The organism is Haloarcula regularis (genome assembly GCF_029338315.1).
Taxonomy (GTDB): domain Archaea; phylum Halobacteriota; class Halobacteria; order Halobacteriales; family Haloarculaceae; genus Haloarcula; species Haloarcula regularis.
Window position 1 is genome coordinate 699,570 of the sequence record NZ_CP119794.1, and the last position, 19,168, is coordinate 718,737.

At 67.8% G+C, this 19,168-nt stretch carries 19 protein-coding genes, 1 tRNA gene and 2 pseudogenes; 9 read left to right on the forward strand and 13 right to left on the reverse strand.

What is annotated here, in order from left to right; all coding sequences use genetic code 11:
* Window position 1: 1 nt before the first annotated feature.
* Window positions 2-277, reverse strand: coding sequence for a PadR family transcriptional regulator (locus tag P1N55_RS03705; protein WP_276277642.1), 276 nt, complete (start codon window positions 275-277; stop codon window positions 2-4).
* Window positions 278-491: 214 nt separating this feature from the next.
* Here P1N55_RS03705 and P1N55_RS03710 point away from each other — a divergent pair, with 214 nt between their 5' ends.
* Window positions 492-767 carry an amphi-Trp domain-containing protein gene (locus tag P1N55_RS03710; RefSeq protein WP_276277643.1) on the forward strand — a complete coding sequence of 92 codons (276 nt, stop codon included), beginning with the start codon at window positions 492-494 and terminating at the stop codon, window positions 765-767.
* Between the two features lie 202 nt (window positions 768-969).
* Here P1N55_RS03710 and P1N55_RS03715 read toward each other — a convergent pair whose 3' ends face one another.
* Window positions 970-1,116, reverse strand: a complete 147-nt coding sequence (locus P1N55_RS03715; RefSeq protein WP_276277644.1) for a hypothetical protein — start codon at window positions 1,114-1,116, stop codon at window positions 970-972.
* A 59-nt stretch (window positions 1,117-1,175) separates the two neighbouring features.
* Here P1N55_RS03715 and P1N55_RS03720 point away from each other — a divergent pair, with 59 nt between their 5' ends.
* Window positions 1,176-1,895, forward strand: a complete 720-nt coding sequence (locus P1N55_RS03720; protein ID WP_276277645.1) for a DUF7117 family protein — start codon at window positions 1,176-1,178, stop codon at window positions 1,893-1,895.
* 120 nt (window positions 1,896-2,015) lie between these two features.
* Here the strand turns inward: P1N55_RS03720 and P1N55_RS03725 are convergent.
* Window positions 2,016-2,908: pseudogene (locus P1N55_RS03725) on the reverse strand (bifunctional methylenetetrahydrofolate dehydrogenase/methenyltetrahydrofolate cyclohydrolase).
* 244 nt (window positions 2,909-3,152) lie between these two features.
* On the opposite strand from P1N55_RS03725, the gene P1N55_RS03730 reads away from it, so the two are divergent.
* A complete protein-coding gene (locus tag P1N55_RS03730; protein WP_276277646.1) occupies window positions 3,153-3,293 on the forward strand; it encodes a hypothetical protein in 141 nt (46 codons plus the stop codon).
* Here P1N55_RS03730 and P1N55_RS03735 read toward each other — a convergent pair.
* Window positions 3,290-3,847, reverse strand: coding sequence for a hypothetical protein (locus P1N55_RS03735; RefSeq protein WP_276277647.1), 558 nt, complete (start codon window positions 3,845-3,847; stop codon window positions 3,290-3,292). The genes P1N55_RS03730 and P1N55_RS03735 overlap by 4 nt on opposite strands.
* Before the next feature lie 181 nt (window positions 3,848-4,028).
* Here P1N55_RS03735 and P1N55_RS03740 point away from each other — a divergent pair, with 181 nt between their 5' ends.
* Window positions 4,029-4,304, forward strand: a complete 276-nt coding sequence (locus tag P1N55_RS03740) for a hypothetical protein (protein WP_276277648.1) — start codon at window positions 4,029-4,031, stop codon at window positions 4,302-4,304.
* A gap of 17 nt (window positions 4,305-4,321) precedes the next feature.
* On the opposite strand, the gene glyA is transcribed toward P1N55_RS03740, so the two are convergent.
* Complete coding sequence (glyA, locus tag P1N55_RS03745) at window positions 4,322-5,575, reverse strand: serine hydroxymethyltransferase (protein ID WP_276277649.1); 1,254 nt, start codon at window positions 5,573-5,575, stop codon at window positions 4,322-4,324.
* Between the two features lie 251 nt (window positions 5,576-5,826).
* Here glyA and P1N55_RS03750 point away from each other — a divergent pair, with 251 nt between their 5' ends.
* Genes P1N55_RS03750 through P1N55_RS03760 form a run of 3 tightly spaced genes read left to right on the forward strand, consistent with a single transcriptional unit; the run spans window position 5,827 to window position 10,668 of the window.
* Window positions 5,827-8,055 carry a hypothetical protein gene (locus tag P1N55_RS03750; RefSeq protein ID WP_276277650.1) on the forward strand — a complete coding sequence of 743 codons (2,229 nt, stop codon included), beginning with the start codon at window positions 5,827-5,829 and terminating at the stop codon, window positions 8,053-8,055.
* Window positions 8,056-8,094: 39 nt separating this feature from the next.
* A complete protein-coding gene (gene tbsP / locus P1N55_RS03755) occupies window positions 8,095-8,910 on the forward strand; it encodes a transcriptional regulator TbsP (protein ID WP_276277651.1) in 816 nt (271 codons plus the stop codon).
* 51 nt (window positions 8,911-8,961) lie between these two features.
* Window positions 8,962-10,668, forward strand: a complete 1,707-nt coding sequence (locus tag P1N55_RS03760) for a YcaO-like family protein (RefSeq protein WP_276277652.1) — start codon at window positions 8,962-8,964, stop codon at window positions 10,666-10,668.
* Window positions 10,669-10,695: 27 nt separating this feature from the next.
* Here the strand turns inward: P1N55_RS03760 and P1N55_RS03765 are convergent.
* The 5 genes and pseudogenes from P1N55_RS03765 to P1N55_RS03785 form a co-directional block, all read right to left on the reverse strand.
* Window positions 10,696-11,843 (reverse strand): annotated as a pseudogene (locus P1N55_RS03765) (DUF63 family protein).
* Window positions 11,844-11,922: 79 nt separating this feature from the next.
* Window positions 11,923-12,759, reverse strand: coding sequence for an inositol monophosphatase family protein (locus P1N55_RS03770; protein ID WP_276277653.1), 837 nt, complete (start codon window positions 12,757-12,759; stop codon window positions 11,923-11,925).
* Window positions 12,760-12,869: 110 nt separating this feature from the next.
* Window positions 12,870-13,073 carry a hypothetical protein gene (locus P1N55_RS03775; RefSeq protein ID WP_276277654.1) on the reverse strand — a complete coding sequence of 68 codons (204 nt, stop codon included), beginning with the start codon at window positions 13,071-13,073 and terminating at the stop codon, window positions 12,870-12,872.
* 204 nt (window positions 13,074-13,277) lie between these two features.
* A tRNA-Leu gene (locus tag P1N55_RS03780) sits at window positions 13,278-13,361 on the reverse strand.
* Between the two features lie 204 nt (window positions 13,362-13,565).
* On the reverse strand, window positions 13,566-14,081 hold the full coding sequence (locus tag P1N55_RS03785) for a DUF21 domain-containing protein (protein ID WP_276277655.1): 516 nt from the start codon (window positions 14,079-14,081) through the stop codon (window positions 13,566-13,568).
* A gap of 103 nt (window positions 14,082-14,184) precedes the next feature.
* On the opposite strand from P1N55_RS03785, the gene P1N55_RS03790 reads away from it, so the two are divergent.
* Complete coding sequence (locus tag P1N55_RS03790; protein ID WP_276277656.1) at window positions 14,185-14,664, forward strand: DUF309 domain-containing protein; 480 nt, start codon at window positions 14,185-14,187, stop codon at window positions 14,662-14,664.
* 62 nt (window positions 14,665-14,726) lie between these two features.
* Window positions 14,727-15,530 (forward strand): M14 family metallopeptidase, encoded by an 804-nt coding sequence (locus P1N55_RS03795; RefSeq protein ID WP_276277657.1) that lies wholly within the window; start codon window positions 14,727-14,729, stop codon window positions 15,528-15,530.
* Window positions 15,531-15,578: 48 nt separating this feature from the next.
* Here P1N55_RS03795 and P1N55_RS03800 read toward each other — a convergent pair whose 3' ends face one another.
* The 3 genes from P1N55_RS03800 to P1N55_RS03810 form a co-directional block, all read right to left on the reverse strand.
* A complete protein-coding gene (locus tag P1N55_RS03800) occupies window positions 15,579-18,119 on the reverse strand; it encodes a PAS domain S-box protein (RefSeq protein ID WP_276277658.1) in 2,541 nt (846 codons plus the stop codon).
* Window positions 18,120-18,225: 106 nt separating this feature from the next.
* A complete protein-coding gene (locus tag P1N55_RS03805) occupies window positions 18,226-18,675 on the reverse strand; it encodes a UPF0179 family protein (protein ID WP_276277659.1) in 450 nt (149 codons plus the stop codon).
* Window positions 18,676-18,707: 32 nt separating this feature from the next.
* Entirely contained in the window at window positions 18,708-19,085 is a 378-nt protein-coding gene (locus P1N55_RS03810; protein WP_276277660.1) for a DUF5820 family protein, read from the reverse strand.
* Between the last annotated feature and the right edge of the window lie 83 nt (window positions 19,086-19,168).

A 19,168-nucleotide genomic window follows, 5' to 3' on the forward strand; every position in this document is an offset into this window, starting at 1 on the left:
GTCAGAGGTCGACGTACTGGTCTTCCCAGTCCCGCCTGGCGTCGATCTCGCGGCGACCGCGACGGGTCAGCGTATAGAAGTTCGTCCGCCGGTCGCGCTGCCCCTTCTCGACGAGGCCCTTGTCGACGAGGGTATCGAGGTTCGGGTACAGCCGACCGTGGTGGATCTCCTTCTCGTAGTACGCTTCCAGTTCTTCCTTTATCGCGAGGCCGTGTGGCTCTTCTCGCCCGGAGATGACGTAGAGGAGGTCTCGCTGGAATCCCGTGAGGTCGTGCATCGGTACGTTCTAGTAATCTGTTAGTGTCTGAAACGTTTAACTATGTCGAATCCGATAGATTTCGACTCGCCGGACCTCCAGGAAATCGGGGTCATCGGGACACAGGTGGCTGTATTCGGGCGTTCGCACCTGTCGACCATTCGAGTCAACAGCATATCATACTCGTCGAACGGTGGCCCGACGGGATTATTAAGTTGGCTGACAAACGTCGGGTATGCCCGAAGAAGTGCTGTTCGAGACCGAGCGTGTCATGGACCGAAGCGACGTCGCCGACTACCTCCGCACGCTCGCGGACAACTTAGACTCGGGGTCGGACGTCACACTCCGTGCCGGCGACCAGTCGGTGACGCTCGACCCGCCGGCTCGCGTCGAGTTCGAGGTCAAAGCGGAACGCGAGGGGCCCGTCGACGGCGACGGCGAACTGAGTATCGAGGTCGAACTCGAGTGGCCCGAGAACCCGAGCGACGACGGTGAACTGAGTATCGAGTGAGAAGGCGGTGGCTACCGGATTTCGAGCGAAGTAAGTGGAAAGCGGCCGCCGAAAATGCGGCCGCTTGCCGCCCTGAATTGGTCCCCGCTGACGCTTCGGCCCTCCAAGCGAAGCGTCACTTGGAAGATAGAGGGAGAATAACTTAAAAGTACCGGACCGCCGCCGACCTGCCAGCCGAGAGCGGCGGTTCCGGTGCCGCGGTTCAGATGTGGTCTTCCTCCAGGACCCACCCCAGCGCCCGCTTGTAGTGTGTAAACATCATCCTGACCCGCTCGTGTCGCATCTCCTCGCTTTCCAGTTGTTCGGCCAGGAACTCGTACTGGTCCCGGATCTCGGCTTCTGAACGCATACCCACGGCTACGGTGCGGGCGCGGAACAATCTTGAGGCCCGAACGCCGAGGGGGAGATATGAAAGTACGCGGCGAGCGGGAGTGCCAGGACTGCGGGACGCGCTGGTCGTACTACGAGACCGGGAGCATCGCCTGCCCCGAGTGCGAGAGCGTCCACAGCGTCGGCGTCGACGAACCGACCAGACACACGGACGCGCCGGTGACGCTCGACCTGACGCCGGTCCGCGGCCGCATCGACGCCGAATCGACGCGTGACGTCGCGACGGCTGCGGCAGAGCGGTGCCGGGAGTATACGCGCCAACGGGGATTCATCGACGCCGGCACCCTCCAGCCGCTGGACGAGACGTTCGTCGCCGCGACTGTTCTCCAATACATCGGTGCCCACGTGGGCAGGGAGATGCGGGTCACCGAAGACGAGGAGCTGTACTTCCTGGACTTGCTGGGCGGCGCCGACCAGGGCGACAGACCCGGTGCCGACGCGGTCCCGTCGTCGCTGCGGGTCCCCTTCGGACTGGCGATGACTCACGCCGTAGAGGCCTACCAGCGCGACGTCCGAACGGTCCTCAACGACGACGAGGACGAGACGGCCAGGCGCCTCTCCGGGCGCATCCGCGACCACCGCAAGCGAATCGAGGCCCTCGACGGCGACGTCGACCCGGCCGACGCGAACCGACTGCTCCACGCCACACGTGACCTGGGTCGGTACGTCACCGGCGAGGAGAGTGCGTATGTCACCGCGGACAACTGGCTCACCGGCATCGAGGGCGGCGTGCTGTAGCGCAGGCGCGCCGTGCGGTCCCCTCGACGGGCTGGACGACGGCAAAGTCCCCGGACCGCCCGAAGCCCGTCCGGGTACGCTCACCGGACGAGGGGCACCCGCACCACTCAGGGACCCGTCTCAGGGCAGGTCGACGTCGACGTCGTGCTGGAGGCTGGCCGCCTTGACCGTGTTGTACAGCAGCATGGCGCGGGTCATCGGTCCGACGCCGCCGGGGACCGGCGTGATGGCGCCCGCTTTCGCCTTCGCGCTCTCGAAGTCGACGTCGCCGACCAGTTCGTAGCCCTTCTCGGTGTCTGCCTCGACCCGGTTGATACCCACGTCGATGACCGTCGCGCCCTCAGCAATCATCTCGCCGTCTATCATCTCGGGAACGCCCGCCGCGGCGATGACGATGTCCGCGTCGCGGGTCTCCGCGGCGAGGTCTGCCGTCCGCGAGTGACAGACCGTCGTCGTGGCGTTGCCGCCGGGCCTTCTGGATGAGGAGGTTCGCCATCGGCTTGCCGACGATGTCAGACCGGCCGACGACGACGGCGTCCTTGCCCTCGGTGTCGACGCCGGCCGACTCGATGAGCTTTCTGGATGCCGTGTGGCGTACAGGGCTTGTACCGGGCGTTGCCGGCGACGAGTCGACCCACGTTCTCAGGGTGGAAGCCGTCGACGTCCTTCAGCGGGTCGATGGCCCGGAGCACCCGTCGGTCGTCGACGTGGTCGGGGACCGGCATCTGGACGAGGATGCCGTCGACGTTCTCGTCGGCGTTCAGGTCGTCGATGGTGTCGTAGAGTTCGGCCGCGTCGGCCTCGGGGTCGATCTCGATGTCGATCGCCTCGATGCCGACCTCCGCGCAGTCGTCCTGCTTCATCGAGACGTACGTCTCGCTCGCGGGGTCGTCTGACATCAGGACGGTGGCGAGCGATGGGCGCACGCCGGCGTCGTCGAGCTGGTCGATGCTCTCGGCGAGGCCGTCGCGGACCGACTGGGCCAGCGCGTCGCCGTCGATAATCGCTGTCATTGTCTAGTGTGGCGTCACCGGGGGTTTTCTAAGGTGCGGATTCGCCCGGCGCATGCCTCGGCGTAGCACGCATGGGGCGCCGTCGACGGGGCTATCGCGACGGTGAATATAGATAGCGTCGACTCCCCGGCAGTGAATACGTATTGTCGTCACAGCCATACCCGACTCCGTGCTACGAGGGCCAACGACCCATGAGTGAGCGTCCGTTCACGGCAGTGTCCGGCGACTGGCAGGGGACCGACCGATGACCGACGGCGAGTCGCGCACCTCCGAGCTCGCGTACGGCGAGTTCCTGTGTGCCGGCGAGCGCGTAGTCCGCATCGAGGACGTCGACCGCGAGGACGCCTGGATACGGTCGACGGTATTCGTGCCCGTCCGGCCCTAGGGACAGGACTGGTCGGCCATCGACCGTGGTTCCGGCCCCTGGTCGACGGCCCGCGTCGCACCGCTCTCCACCGATACCAGCATCGCCTGCCCGCCGTAACCGTGCGTCTGGTCGTGACCCCGGACGACGACGCAGTCGACGGCCGCCGGGACGGCGATAGTCTCCGACCGCGTGAACGGGGCCGTCGAGTGGGCGTGGAGCAGTTCCCGCCGGCCGCGGCGCTCACCGTCGAGCGTCTCGACCTGCCACCAGTCGGCGTAGCCGTCCTCGCCGTCGTCGTCGTGATAGCGGGTCACGTCGAAGCGGAGGTCGCCGGCTCCGGTCGCCTCGACGGCGACGTCGGTGACGTTCGCTTCACGGAGGTCCAGTGCCTCGGTCGTTCGCTCGTCGGTCGGTGCGGCGGTCGGCATAGCAGCCGATTCGGTCGGCGGCTGTGTCACGGTGTCGGACGGTTGCGCCGCCGAGGGAGGCCCGTCACGACACCCCGCGAGCGTCACCAGAGCCGCGGCCCCCGCCAGGAGGACGGCGCGTCTGGTCCCGTCGTGGTCGGTCACACCGGCCCAACGCGGCGAGCAGTGAAAACTTCGCGGGGAGACGTCACGACCGGCGACTGCTTTCACTGTCAGGGCCTACAGTCATAGTGTCAGCGGGCCATGTTCTCTCATGGCTGCAGGACGTCTGCTAAACTGGCTCGTCAGGGACACGACTCGCGGCGCACGGCGTGACGTGAGCAGAGTGAAGCGAAACGCGGTCAACATCGTCACCCACCCGATTCGGACGCTCTTCAACATCACGTTCATGACCGTACTCTTCGGCGTTCTCTACACCGTCTTCTACGACAGCGGGTCCGTCGCCGCGATGGACGCCGCCGAGGGGAACTCCCTGGCGATGGCGCTGGCTATCCTGCCGCCCACACCAATCCTCGTGCTCCTCGCGCTCGCGATGGCGATTCTGGTCCCGATCACGATGCTGTTCAGGGGCGTCGGTGACGGGAATCGGTACCACCGATAGCGAGCCGCGTCGGACGACTACTCGGCGTCGTACAGCGGGTACTCGTCGGTCAGCTCGTCCACGCGCTCGCTGACCTCGGCGACGACCTCGTCGTCGTGGGGGGCGTCGACGACCTCGTAGATGAGGTCCGCGACCTCGCGGCAGGTCTCCTCGTCGAAGCCACGGGTGGTGAGCGCGGGCGTGCCCGCGCGGATGCCCGATGGGTTGAACGCCGAGCGCGTCTCGCCGGGGACGGTGTTTGCGTTCAGGACGATGCCGGCGTCCTCCAGTGCCGCCTCGACGTCCTTGCCCGTCGTGTCCGGGTGCGAGGGCCGGAGGTCGACGAGGACGAGGTGGTTGTCGGTGCCGTCGGAGACGAGGTCCAGGCCGTGTTCCTGGAGGCGGTCGCCGAGGGCCTTCGCGTTGGCGACGGTCTGGCGGGCGTAGGCCTCGAACTCGGGTTCGAGCGCCTCGCCGAAGCCCACGGCCTTGCCGGCGACGTTGTGCATCAGGGGGCCGCCCTGGGAGCCGGGGAAGACGGCCGAGTCGACGTCGTCTGCGTACTCCTCGTCGCACATGATGATGCCGCCGCGGCCGGCGCGGATGGTCTTGTGGGTCGACCCGGTGACGAAGTCGGCGACGCCGACCGGCGACTCGTGGACGCCGGCGGCGACGAGGCCGGTGATGTGCGCGATGTCCGCGAGGTGGTATGCGTCGACGGCGTCGGCGGCGTCCTGGATGCGCTCGAAGTCGACCTCGCGCGGGTACGCCGAGTAGCCCGAGACGATGATGTCGGGGTCGAACGCCTCGGCCTGGTCCGCCAGGCCCTCGTAGTCGATGTAGCCCGTCTCCTCGTCGACCTCGTACTGCTCGACCTCGTAGACCTGGCCGGCGAAGTTCGCCGGATGGCCGTGCGAGAGGTGGCCGCCATGGGTCAGGTCGAGCGAGAGAATCTTGTCGCCCGGGTCCAGTACGGCCAGGTAGACGCCCATGTTGGCCTGGGAACCCGAGTGGGGCTGGACGTTCACGTGGTCGGCGCCCCACAGCTTCGTCGCGCGGTCGATGGCGAGCCGTTCGACCTCGTCGGCGTACTCACAGCCGCCGTAGTACCGCGAGCCCGGGTAGCCCTCGGCGTACTTGTTGGTCAGCTCGGAACTCTGGGCCTCGAGAACGGCCTCGCTGACGTGATTCTCGCTCGCGATCATTGCCAGCGTGTCGTTCTGTCGGGCCCGTTCGCCAGCTAGTGCGTCTGCGACAGCAGGGTCCGTCTCGCGGACTGTGTCGTAGGTCATATCGGGTTCTCTGGACCCGCCGGACAATAAGCTACCCTTTGGAGGACCGTGTGATAGCGCGTGACGGACCGGGTTTCCGACCTGTCAGGTCCGGTTGTCATTGTTTCTTCCGTTCCCGAAAACGGTGTTTAGAACCGTGTTTCGGGGCGGTATATAATGAGCCGAAATATTGTGGATCGGCAACACGAATCAGTACGTATTTAGTGGAGACTCGCAGAGTTGGTACCGTAGTCACCAGGGTGACAGCGTTCGTGGGACTGAACGACGATTACGCCGACGGGTGGACCGGCGAGCCATCGGAGGCAGTCGCAACCATACTGCGACAGGCCGACGACCTGACCGACGACGTGGTCCGCCCGATCCGGCGCGCGACGGACGAACAGTACGCTGGAGAAGCCACCGAGTTCGTGGTGCCAGGGGGCACACCGACCGTTGAGACCCTGGACGTCGGCGGGGTGGTGCGGCCGACGTCGACGGTGACGCTGCCGTCGGGCACGTACCTGCTCACGGTGACGCTCGAACCGGGCGGCGAGACCCGGGACTCGACGGGGTTGCTGGTCCAGTTCGAGGGGCCGGCCTCCATCCGGCCGGTTGCCGAGGGCACGCGCGTCACGCTGCGAGGGAGCTCCGCCGTGACGGTCGGGTGCCGGACCGACGACAAGACAGGGCCGGCCCGGATACGGGTCCCAGAGACGGTGTCGGGCGTCGCGGCGGGCCTGTCGTACCTGAGCGTGGCCCACGAGACGATGGGGCCGGCGCGGTCACATCCGGGCCGCCGTCGACACCCGCCGCTGGTGACCGTCGACGACACGCTCTCGGTCCCCCAGTCGGTCCGCGACCGGCGAGCGGAGACCGGCATCGAACTGCGGGTGCCGGCCTCCGTCGCCGACCTGTTCGTCGCCGCACCCCTCGCGTACTACCTGGGGGCCGACCTGTGTGTCGGTGACCGGGACAGGGCTGTCCTGACCGCGGCGGACACGGACGTCAGGCGGACCTTCGACCGGCTGCCACAGTTCCAGGCGGACGTCGCGGGTGTCCTCCGGCGCGTGTTCTATCTCGACTGCCTAGTGCGGCGGCTCGACCCCGACACGGCCGCCGAGGGCCTGCTGGACCGACTGGACCTCGACCCGGGGACGGTCCGGTCGCTCTCGCCGGCCGGCCGCCTCGAGCGGTACCTCGAGGTGCCGACAGCCCCGCTGCGGGAAGAGCTGCCCGACTGGCACCTCTCGACCCACGTCCGCCCGTCGCTGTCGCGGACCCAGTGTCTCCCCTACCTGCTCGACAAGCTCAGCTTGGTGTACATCGCCGAGGGGGCGGAGATGGAACCGCAGGACCTTCTCGACCGGACGCTGACGGACGCGTTCCCCACGCGCGGGGCCGATTCGCCACCCGGGTCGGTGCTGGCGCCGAAACTCGGTGCCGGTCGGTCACAGGCATGGATGGCGCCGGGGACGCCCATCGACGCGTTCAAGCCGACGCCGGCGGCCTTCGAGAACCGCTTTCGCTACCGGGACCGCGAGACGGGCGAGATGCAGGTCACCGTCGTCCGCAACGACGACGCGATGGGAGACGAACACGACGCAGTCGCCGAGATATACCGCGGTGCGGACCTCCCGATGGACGTCGCGGTCTGCGAGCGACTGACGACGGCCGAACTGGCGTCGGTCCTCGAGGACGAGAACGACTTCGTCCACTTCATCGGCCACTGCGACGCCGACGGGTTGCGCTGCCCGGACGGCAACCTCGCCACTGGCTCGCTGCGTGACGTCCGGACACGGACCTTCTTCCTCAACGCGTGTGGCTCCTACGACGAGGGACTTGCACTCGTCGAGCGGGGTGCCGTCGCCGGCGCGGTGACGTTCACCGACGTGCTCAACAGCCACGCGGCGATGGTCGGGACGGCGTTCGCCCACCTGCTGAGCAACGGCTTTTGCCTCCAGCGGGCCATCGAACTGGCCCGGCGGCGTATCATGATGGGGAAAGACTACGCCGTCGTCGGTGACGGCACGTACGCACTCGTCGCCCAGCACACGCAACCGACCGTCGTGTGGCTCTCGGAGTGTGACGACGGTTTCGAACTGTCCTGTGAAGTCGTCACGCCGCGGTCGGCGGGCGGGAACTACCGGGTCCCGTTCGCCGACGAACGGACGCTCAACGGAACGAACCGGCGGTTCACCGTCGACGAAGCCACCCTGCGATCCGGCCTGCGCGAGGCGTCGTTTCCGGTCATCTTCGACGACGAGTTCTACTGGTCGGACGAGCTGGCGGACGCGCTCGAGACGGGTGTGAGTGCCGCGGTTCTCCGCGCTGTCGCCCGTCAGGCAGCGTCGTGTCGCGGTTCCGGGCAGCGGAGTGGCGCCACTGTCGACGCTGCCGACGAGGTTCAGCGGTGTGATAACGACGCTCCCCCGACAGATCCGAACAGTCGACCTGTGATGGAGGGGTTCTCGCGGATGAATTCAACGGAATTTGGCCAATAAAATTAAATATGATACTGGACTATATATCTAGCAAGAACAATGAGTACAAATCTTGTGCAGGACGACATCGGGACCATTCTCACGTCGGTCTTCGACACCGGTGAGACCCTGTACGTCGTCAATCCCTCCGGAGAGACGATCTCGGAGTTTATCAGCACCCTGGACGAACATCCCGATCACCCGGAGGTACGGATGCTGGCCGCGGAGAGTGTCCTCAAGGGCGTCATGGACGACTTCATCGTCGCGAGCACTGCCGCCGACCTCATCGAATCCGAGTCGCTCTCGCTCCGGCTGCTCGAGGCGGGGCCGAACCACTCCATCGCGGTGACGAGCGACGAGGTGTACGCGCTGGTCACCGTCGGCGACACCGTCGCCGGCCTCGGCACCGACGACGACGAGTTCGTCAGCGACGCCTACGGGTTCTACGCCGACGTCTGGGACGACGCCGAGACGTTCACACTCCGGACGCCGCCGCTCTCTCGCGTCCGTGAGACCCTCGAGGCGGACATCGGCCCGGAGACAGCCGACGACTTCGACGCCGTCCTCGGGTCGCTCGCGACGGCGCGGGGCAACGGAAACGGGCTCGACGAGGTGACCATCGCGCTGCTCGTCGCCGCGAAGAACGGCGAACTGCTATACGACATCAGCAAGTGGGGCGAGGACATCGGCCTCGCGAGCAAGGCGACGTTCTCCCGGACGAAGACCAAGCTCGAGGACATGGGTCTCATCGACACCGAGAAGGTCCCCATCGACGTGGGTCGACCGCGACTCCGCCTCATGCTCGGCGACGAGCGACTGAAGGAGGCCGACAGCGACGACCTGGCGAGCATCACCCAGAGCATCCTGGCCGCCTGACCGGCCGTCGTTGGCTGTAGGTTTTTCTGTCCCCTCCGTGTCTCACCGCGCATGACCACCATCGACGTCGCGGGGACGGGGCCGGCCGCCGACGCCCTCCTCGCGGCGCTCGCCGACACGGATACGGAGGTACGACACGAAGACGAACTCGACTTCGAGGGCGCCGACCTGGCCGTCCTCGTCGAGCGAGTCGCCAGCGACCGCTTCGCGCGGGCCACCGACCGAGCGCGAGCGGTGGGGACGCCCTGGGTCGCCGTGGAGCTGGGCGGCATCGGCGGCGTGCCAGTCGTCGACGCCGCGGTGAGCGGCTTCGCCCCCGAGACCGGATGTTTCGACTGTCTCTCCACGCGTGTCGCCGCGAACGTGGCGGAGCAGGAAGCGCCCGCCCAGGCCCCGTCGCCCGGCGTCCAGCGGTTCGTCGGCGCACTGGCGGGCCACCGAATCGAGCAGTTCCTCGCGGGCGAAGCGGCCTTGCCCGGGACCGTCACGGAGGTGCCACACGCCCAGCGCCAGTTCCTGCCCGTCCCGGGCTGTGACTGCGCCGGGGCCCCCGACAGGACGCTCCGACGTGACCACGACGCGCCCGACGACCCGGCGCTCGCACGCGCTCAGCAGGGACTCGACGAGCGCGTCGGCGTGGTCCACGAGGTCGGGGAGGCCGAGTCGTTCCCGGCCCCCTACTATCTCGCGACGCTCGCTGATACGTCCGGGTTCAGCGACGCGACGGCGCCACGCCAGGCCGCCGGCGTCGCCGACGACTGGAACGCGGCGTTCATGAAGGGGCTGGGGGAGAGCTACGAGCGCTACGCCGCGGCCGTCTACCGGAGCGCGTCGCTCCCGACCGGGCCGCCCGAACGCATCGAGAACCCGGTTCTCCCCACGAGGTTCGTCCGCCCCGACGGATGGGCCTGGGACGGCGAGTCAATCGAGTGGTACCCCGCCGAACGACTCGAGACCGGGGAGGGGGTCCACCTCCCGGCCGAGACAGTGCTCTATCCGCCGCCCTCGCGCCGGGTCCGGCCGCCGGTCACCACCGGCCTTGGCCTGGGCAACACGGGCACGGAGGCGCTGCTGTCGGGCCTCTACGAGGTCGTCGAGCGCGACGCGGCGATGCTCTCGTGGTACTCGACATATGACCCCCTCGCCGTCGCCGTCGAGGGCCACGACACGTTCGAGACACTGCGCCGGCGGGCACGGTCCGAGGACCTGGACGTGACGACGCTCCTGCTCACCCAGGACGTCGACGTCCCCGTCGTCGCCGTCGCGCTCAGCGGCGACGAGTGGCCGGCACTGGCCCTCGGGTCGGCGGCGGCGCTGGATCCCGTCGACGCGGCCACGGGTGCACTGGAGGAGGCGCTACAGAACTGGATGGAACTCGACGGGATGGGCCCCGAGGGCGCGCAGGCTTCGGACGGCGCCATCGGCCACTTCGCGCAGCGACCGGACGCCGCGGCGTCGTTCCTGGAGACGGAGACGACCGTCCCGATAGACAGCGTCGGGCCCGACACCATCCCCGAGGGCGAGGCGGAACTGACCGCCCTCGTCGACCGGGTGACCGCCGCCGACTTCGACCCGTACGGCGCCCGAATCACGACTCGGGACGTCGAGGCACTGGGCTTCGAGGCGGTGCGGGTCGTCTGTCCGACGGCCCAGCCGCTCTTCTTCGACGACGCCTTCTTCGGCGAGCGCGCCGAGCGCGTGCCAGAGGCGATGGGCTTCGAGGCGCGACTGGACCGGGAGCACCACCCGTTCCCGTAGGTCAGCGGTGCCGGGAGCGAAAATGGTTCAGATGCCGAACGTCGCCCGCAGCATGTCGCGGGTCCCCGGACCGAGGCCGACGGCCGTGACCGCGACGAGCAGGAGCAGAGCGTAACGCGGGCTCTCGTCTAAGAACTCCTCGTTGAACAGCCACACGACGGCGGACGCGACGACCAGTTTCACGACGAGGAAGGGCCAGGAGGTGCCCACGAGCGCGGTGACGTTCGCGGGCTGGAGCGCCTCCGTCGTCGCGATTATGAAGGCGTTGGCCGGGTGCTTGGGGTAGTACGTCAGCGGCACGTTCAGTGCGTCCAGCCAGTCGGCGAGGACGACGTTTGCCACGCCGTCGATAGCGTGCCCCCAGATGACAAGCAGGCCGATGCGGCCGGTGCCCGAGTTGATCTCCGGCTTGTAAGCGTCGAAGGCGCGATAGAGGCCATACGAGAGGGCGGTGGCGATGCCGACGGTGACCAGCAACACCGACGGGTACGCCGTCGAGTACTCCGTCGTCGCGGCGACGACGGAGAGGTACGCCAGGGTGACGACCACCAGCACCGACCCGGTGACGGCCGTCGCGCGCGAGTAGTTCTCGATGTAGCCCTCCTTCTCGGCCCAGACGGCGGCCACGAGCGTCGCGAGCGTCAGCAGGAAGACGGTGCCGTAGATGACCGGGCTGATGATGAGCGAACTGAGCGGATACTCGATGATCGGCGTAAAGCCCGACTCGAGCGCGCGGTCGGTGGCGTCCTCGACGGTCCGCAGCGCCCCGCCAAGCAGCATGAACGGGACGAACGCGAAGAAGAGTGTGGGGTCGTCGGCGATCTCTAAGTTCTCGAGCAGGAGGTAGACGCCCACCAGCATGAAGATGAGAATGAGCATGTACCCCACCTCGGAGACGATGGTGTATCCGGGTTCGGCGACGATACGCCCCTCCCGGATGGCGGCGGCACAGCCGCTCGTGAGCGCCTCGGGCCCGGAAGGGGTCATCACGGCACAGCTGGCCGCTTTGGCGTCTGCGTAGACGGGCCCCAGAAGTACCGCCAAAGAAAGCGGTCCCAGACGACTCGGGGGACGGCGAGGGCTGCACCGATTCCCACGACGAGGATGGTGACGAACGAGCCGATCCAGAGCCGTTCCGGACCGTACTCGTCGACGACTCGTCCGAAGGTGTTCATGGGTCACAGACCGGCGTGGGGAGATTTCAGGCTTCCGGTCGCGTGCGACAGAGGCGCGAAAACGACCGACGGGCCGGCGTCAGTCCAGCGCGTCCGCGGCCGCGTCGAGCAGTTCGTCGTGGGCCCGGCCGTTGGAGGCGACGAGTCCGTCGCTGTCGAAGTCCCACGGGTCGCCCGCTACGTCGGTCACCGTCCCGCCCGCCTCGCGGACCAGGTGGACGCCGGCGACGGTGTCCCAGAGGTACGTCGGGGTGGTACAGACCGTCCCCTCCAGCGCGCCGTCGGCGACGGCCGCCAGCGTGGCCTGGAAGCTGCCCAGCCGACGCATGTCGCCGAAGCGCTCGACGACGGCGGTACAGAGATCGCCAAATTCGGTGCGGTCGTCCCGGTCCCACCAGCCGGCCGGCGCGACGGCGAACGTCTCGGGGTCCGTGCGCTCGCTGACCGACACCGTCCGGCCGTCGCGGGTGACGCTTTCGGGCCCCGCCGCGTACAGGTCGCCCGTCGACGGGAGGTACGTCGCCGATCCGACCGCCACCCCGTCGACGGTCGCCGCCACGCTGGTCGTCCACGTGTGTAACCCGCGGACGAAGTTGGCCGTCCCGTCGATCGGGTCGACGATCCACGCGGCCCCGCTGTCCGGCACCGTCTCGAGCGCCGTCGGTTCGTCCTCGCCGGACTCGGGGCCCACGAGCTGGGTGAGGTCTTCCTCGCAGACGAACCCGTCGCCGGGGAACTCCTCGCGGACGGTCGCAACGACCTGCCGCTGGGCGTCCCTGTCTGCCTCGGTCACGTAGTCGTTCTTGTTCGCTTTCGTCTCCACGGCCACCTCGCCGCGGAACGACTCGCGCGCTACGACGCCCCCCGACCGCGCGGCGCGTTCCGCGACCGCCGCCCGGTGGTGTTCATCGGCCATGTCGGCGTGTTCGGGGCCACCCCATTAACACCCCCGGTATCCCGTCCGGGACCGTCACCCGGGGCTGTCGAGCAGTTTTGACCGACGGCGATAGACCCCCACGGTCGCTGTCAGCGCCGCTCGTCCGCGTCCCTCGCGGTCTCCAGAATCTCCTGGGCGATAGCCTCGGCCTCTGCTGGCGTGTAGCGCAGCTGGTTGCCCAGCGACTGCTCGATCCGGACGTACCCCTCCTCGGTATCCTCGGCTGTGATGACCGCGGCGTTGGTGAACGGATGGCCGTCGAGGCCGGGTGTCCCGGACTGATCCGTAGCCATGTGTGTCAATCACTCACCAAACAGTATAAAGGTAGGCCCGTGTGCGGCGGTCGAACGAGCGCCACGGCCCTCCAAGAGCGGAGCTCGAGTCCGCCTCGTCCACTGCAACGACTACTCTGTGAGGCAGGTAGGAATTTGCGAGGGAAGACCGCTCCGAGCGAGTCTTCCTGCATCTTACTCGGCGCGACGGTGCGCCTCGTGCGATGCGAGGGAAGGGATTTGAACCCTTGGACCCCTACGGGAGCGGATCTTGAGTCCGCCGCCGTTTCCTGGCTTGGCTACCCTCGCACGCGTCTGTCGGCCAACCACCGTCCAGGGTCGGGTACCGTGACTGGCTCGCTAGTGACTCGCGCAGACTCGTATAAATGTGCCACGGAAACAGTACTGGCCCGTGACCTGTCGTGACAAACGTGAGTCCCGACGGCCGATACGGTCCCGCCCTCGTGTGGACCATCCAAGACGCCGGTGGGTGGCCCGGCGCTCGAACCGGTGTCACTCGAGATAGGGCTTCTCGATGTCGGTCTCGACGGGGATGAACGCGTTCAGCCGCCTGGTGACCCCGTCGAACAGAGTGATGAGCGGCGAGAGGGCCAGTTCGACGACCCGGACCGGGGACGCGACGGTCAGCGACCACCGTTTCGCGTTGGCGAGGCCGAACGCCTTGGGGACGATCTCCCCGAACAGCAGGATGAGCACGCTCGTGAGGGCGGTAGTCGCGACGACGGCCGGACCCGGATCGAGGGACTGGGCCACGAGGACCGTCACGATGCTCGAGATGGCGATGTTGACGATGTTGTTCCCCACGAGGAGCGTCACGAGGAGGCGATGCGGGTTGTCGTGCAGTTCCTTGAGCAGTACCGCACGGTCGTCCCCGGCCGCCGCCTGTGTCTCGATCCACTCGCGCGGCAGGGAGAACACGGCGATCTCCGAGCTCGAGAAGAACGCACTCAGCGAGAGTAACACCACGACGGCCAGGGCGCCCCCGACGACGGTGAGAGCACTGCTCATGGCCTGTCATCACAGAGCCTAGTCTTGAAGCCGTCGCTACAGGTTGCGGGCGACGGCTGCCAGCCACCGGAGGATTCACCCGGCCTGCGAGCGTACGGGCGGTATGGACGACCACACGCGGGACCCGACCGTCGCGCCTCCCAGCGGGAACCCGGCCGGGTGGCGGGGCGACGGCCAGTGGGAGCACGCGACGCTCCGGCAGGCCGTGGTCCACGGGGTCCGGTTGTACAACTCCGGAGAGTTCCACGAGTCACACGACTGTTTCGAGGACGAGTGGTACAACTACGGTCGCGGGAGCACCGAGAGCAAGTTCCTCCACGGGATGGTCCAGGTGGCCGCGGGCGCCTACAAGCACTTCGACTTCGAGGACGACGACGGCATGCGCTCGCTCTTTCGGACCTCGCTGCAGTACTTCCGCGGGGTGCCAAACGACTACTACGGCGTCGACCTGCTGGACGTCCGGACCACCGTGACCAACGCGCTCTCGGACCCCACGGTGCTCGAGGGGTGGCAGATTCGGTTCGACGGCGGCTATCCCACCGCCAGGGACGTCGACTTCGAGTACGCCGAGGCTCTCGACTGAGACGGCGGTCGACACGGCGAATCCACACGACTCTAAAGGCTGGCCCTGTAAGCACCCGATAGATGCGAGTCGAGCAGCTGGGTGCGGGCGAGCCGGACGTCGCGATAGTCGGGAGCATCCACGGCGACGAGCCGTGCGGTCGCAACGGCATCGAGGCAGTGCTCGCCGACCCACCGACAGTGAACCGACCGGTGAAGTTCATCGTGGTCAACGAGGAGGCGTTGGCGGCGAACCGCCGCTACGTGGAGGTTGACCTGAACCGGATCTTCCCCGGCGACCCGGACAGCGACGTGCGCGAAGTCCGCCTCGCCGCCGAGCTGGCGGCGGAGATACGCGACTGCACAGTGCTGTCCCTGCACTCCACCCAGTCCTACGACGACATGTTCGCGCTCGTCGACGAGGTGACGCCGCTGGCGCGGGCGGTCATCCCCCAGCTGTCCGTCGACGCCGTCGTCCGGACCAAGGGGAAAAACGAGGGGCGGCTCTTCTCGGTGGCCCCGGAGGCGATCGAGGTCGAGTGCGGGTACCAGGGCTCGGCCCAAGCGTCGGCCAACGCCGAGCAGGTCATTCGCGAGTTCCTCGCGGCCGTCGGCGTGACGGAGGACTACGAGACGACGCGAAACGAGTCACTCCCCGTCTTCCAGCTGGGCGACCCGATTCCGAAGTCGGCGGCGGACCGCTACGAGGTGTACGTCCGGAACTTCGAGCGCGTGGACGCCGGCGAGGAGTTCGCGTCCATGGACGGCAAACCGGTGGTCGCCGACGAGTCGTTCCACCCCGTCCTGCTCTCGCCGGAGGGCTACGAGGACGTCTTCGGGTACCGGGGCACGGAGGTCGGGGTGCTGAAATCGGACGCGGCCGAGTGATCCGACGCCGGGACCGGCACTCGACGTCGCCCGGACCCTGCGGGACGGTCACCGTGACGTGCCGGTCTCGACGACGTCGACGCCGGTGACGTCGAACCTGGCCCCGCCGCCATCGCTCTCGGTGACGCGAATCTCCCAGTCGTGGGCCTCGACGATGTCCGTGACGATCGAGAGGCCGAAACCGGTCCCGTCCTCGGCGGTCGTGTAGCCGGTCTCGAAGACGCGCTCGCGCTCGCTCTCGGGGACGCCCGGCCCGTCGTCGGCGACGAAGAAGCCGTCCGCGAGACCGCCGACCCGCACGGTGACGTCCCCACCGCCGTGTTCCACCGTGTTCCGGAGCAGGTTCTCGAGCAGCTGTTTCAGGCGGCGGTCGTCGGCGCGGACGACGGGTAGCGACGCCACCTCGAGTCGCGCCTCGGCCGCGTCGACGGCCTCCCAGGATTCCGCGACGAGCTGCGCGAGGTCGACGTCGCTCCGTTCACCGACCTCGTCACCGTGGCGCGCGAGCGCCAGGAGGTCGTCGACGAGCGCCTGACTCCGGTCGAGCGCGTCGCGGACGGACGCGAGGTGGGCATCGGCCCCGCACTCACACTCGTCACGGGCCAGCTCGAGATGTCCCGTCGCGACTGTCAGCGGGTTCCGGAGGTCGTGGGAGACGACGCTGGCGAACTTCTCGAGCCGGTCGTTCTTCCGTTCGAGCTCGTGGCGGTACTCGTTGCGCTCGGTGACGTCGTAGTAGATGCCGTACGAGTGGGTCCTGCCCTCGTCGGGCTGGAGCGGGACCGAGTGGAGCACGAAGTCACGGACACCGTCCGCCGTCTGGCGCTGGACCTCCGCGGTGAACTGCTCACCCGTCAGGACCCGCTCGTTGAGGTCCGCGGCGCCGGCCCGCCTGTCGTCGGGAACCAGTAGGTCATCGAGGTTTCGTCCCATCGCCCCGTCGGCATCGTATCCGAAGACCCGCTCGAACGAGGCGTTGACGTCCCGGACCACCGGCTCGCCGTCGGCGAACTCGGTGTAGACCATCGGGACGGAGGCGTTCTCGAACAGGGCCTCGAAGTGACGCTCGCGTCGCTTCCGTTCGGTCACGTCCCTCGAGAACCCGAGGACCTTCCTGTCCTCACCGCCGGCGTCGAACGCGGTCAGGCGGAGCGAGATGGCGATCTTCCCGTCGGGGGTCTCGGGTCCGAGCTCGACGCGCACGTCGTCTGTCTCGCCCGCCGCGATGGCCGCGATGGCGTCCTCGACGGTCCGAAACTCCCCCTCCGTGACGACGCTGCGGTCCCGGAAGACCGAGACGTGTTCGCCCACGAGCGAGTCCCTGTCGACGCCCGAGACCGTGGCGACGCGCCGGTTGACGAACTCGACGGTTCCGTCGGCGTCAAAGAGGTAGACGCCGTCCTCGGTGTTCTCGACGATGGCCTCGTAGCGGGCGAGTTCGCGGCGGCGGTCCTCCCGGGCCGTGATGTCGCGGTAGAGCCAGATGTTCGCCTCGCCGCCGGGTAGTTCGTACGGGACGTAGTCGCGCTCGAAGGTCCGACCGTCGGCGAGCTCGAGGCGCTCGTTACTGACCGGTTCGCGCTCCGCCAGCGTCCGCTCGATGTCCGCGAGGAACGCCGCCGGGTCGGCAAAGTGATCCTGCAGTTCCTCGGCGGCCTGCTGACAGTCGCGACCCACCAGGTCGGCGCCGCTGACGTCCAGGTCGAAGAGGTCACAGAGCGCGTCGTTGGCCATGCGGATCTCGCGGTCGGCCCCCTCGACGATGACGCCCATCGGCAGTCCCCCGACGAAGGTCTCGAAGAGCGTGTCCATGGCCTCGAGCTCGCGCTCGCGCTTCCGACGGTCGCTCACGTCCCGGACGAGGGCGAGCACGCGGTCCTTGCCGCCGATGCGCGTGTGTTTCAGTCGGACCTCGACCGGCAGGCGCTCGCCAGTCCCCGTCTCGTTGACCCACTCGAAGACCTGGGGCTCGCCGTCGACGGCGTTGCCGATGCGTCGCACCGCCTCGCTGTTCGTGTACGGCGGTTCGTCCACCGAGAAGTCACCGACGTGCATGCCCAGGACCTCCTCCCGCGAGTACTCGTTCATCTCACAGAACCGGCGGTTCGCGTCGATGACCTCGCCCGTCTCCGGGTCGTGGATGAGGATGGCGTCGGTGGCCTTCTCGAATATCTCGCGGTAGTCGAGTTCTGCCCGCCGCCGGGAGACCGCCTGCTCGATGCGGTTTGCCAGCAAGGAGTACTGCTCGGGGGTCGCCTCCTTCTGGAGGTAGTCGGTGACGCCGGCGGAGATCGCGTCGCTGGCGACGGCTTCACTCCCGTGGCCGGTATAGAGGATAAACGGCAGGTCCGGGTCGTGCTCGCGGACAGCCTCGAGGAACTCGATGCCGTCCCGCCCCGGCATGTCGTAATCCGAGACGACGCAGTCGAAGTCGGTAGACTCGAGGCGGTCGAGCCCTGCGTCCGCGCTGGTGGCTGTTTCGACGTCGAACTGGGCGTGCTCCCGTTCGAGGAACGTCGCCACCAGCGCTGCGAAGTCGGGCTCGTCGTCGACGTGCAGCACCCGTATTGCACCAGTCGAGGCAGCCATTACCCGCCCATCGAGAATGGAGATAATAATAGTTTGGTGGCATTTATCACGGCTGCGAACGGGGCCGGGTCCGGAAGAAAACTTTGGGCGGCGCGTCGCGGCGCCCTTACTCCTCGGGCGCCTCGAACTCCACCATCGTGAGGTCCCGGTCTAACATGCAGTAGTCGTGGGGCGGGTCACCCACGACGGTCTCGATGCGGTACTCGTCGTCGAAGTCGGCACCCGCGGGCTCACAGAAGGGGTGGCTCGGGCACTCGGTGTGCGGGCAGGGACCGGCTAGTGAGGCCTTGCTGCCGGCGAAGGCGCCTTTTGTCGGGACGTTCGCGCGTATCGGGGCGGGTTCGACCTCGACGGCGCGAACGCCGCCCTCGTGGACCGCACAGTCTAATGTCTGGCCGTTCTTGCGGACGTCGACGATGCGATAGCGCCGGCCGGGCGTGAGGTTGAGGCACTGCGTCCGGTACGGACAGCCGCTACAGCCGCTTGCCTCACCGTGGTAGACGAACTCCTCGCCGACGTCGGCGAGGCGGGTTCCGACGAGCGTGACGGTCGACATAGCGATACGTACTCGGTGGCGGAAGTTAAGCGTCAGGAACGGCCGGTCCGCTCGTCGAGTTCGGCGAGGTAGTCGTCGCGGGGGACTTGATAGAGCGCTCGGTAGTCGACGTCCCCGACGGCGAACCGGTTCGCGAGGTCGACCGCTCCCGCGACGGCACTCCCGCGGTCCCCGTACCGCTCGGTCCCTGCGTCGACCTCCGGTTCGAGGTAGAGCGTGACGAACCAGTCGTCGCCGCTCCGGCCGGCGCCCGGCCGACGGGTCCGCCTGCCGCGAGTGAGGTAGAGCGTCGGCAGACAGGGCGCGGGGAACCCGTCACCGTCGAAGACGTCCGGCCGGTAGGCGAGGACGACCTTCTCTGTGCTCTCGGTCCAGACCGTCCAGTCCTCGGCCAGTGCGTCGAGTCCCATACCACTCTCTTCGCCCGGGCGACCAAGAAGCCCGCGATGGCGGGGGCATTTATAAACCAGCCAGCATTGCCATGCGTTGTGTT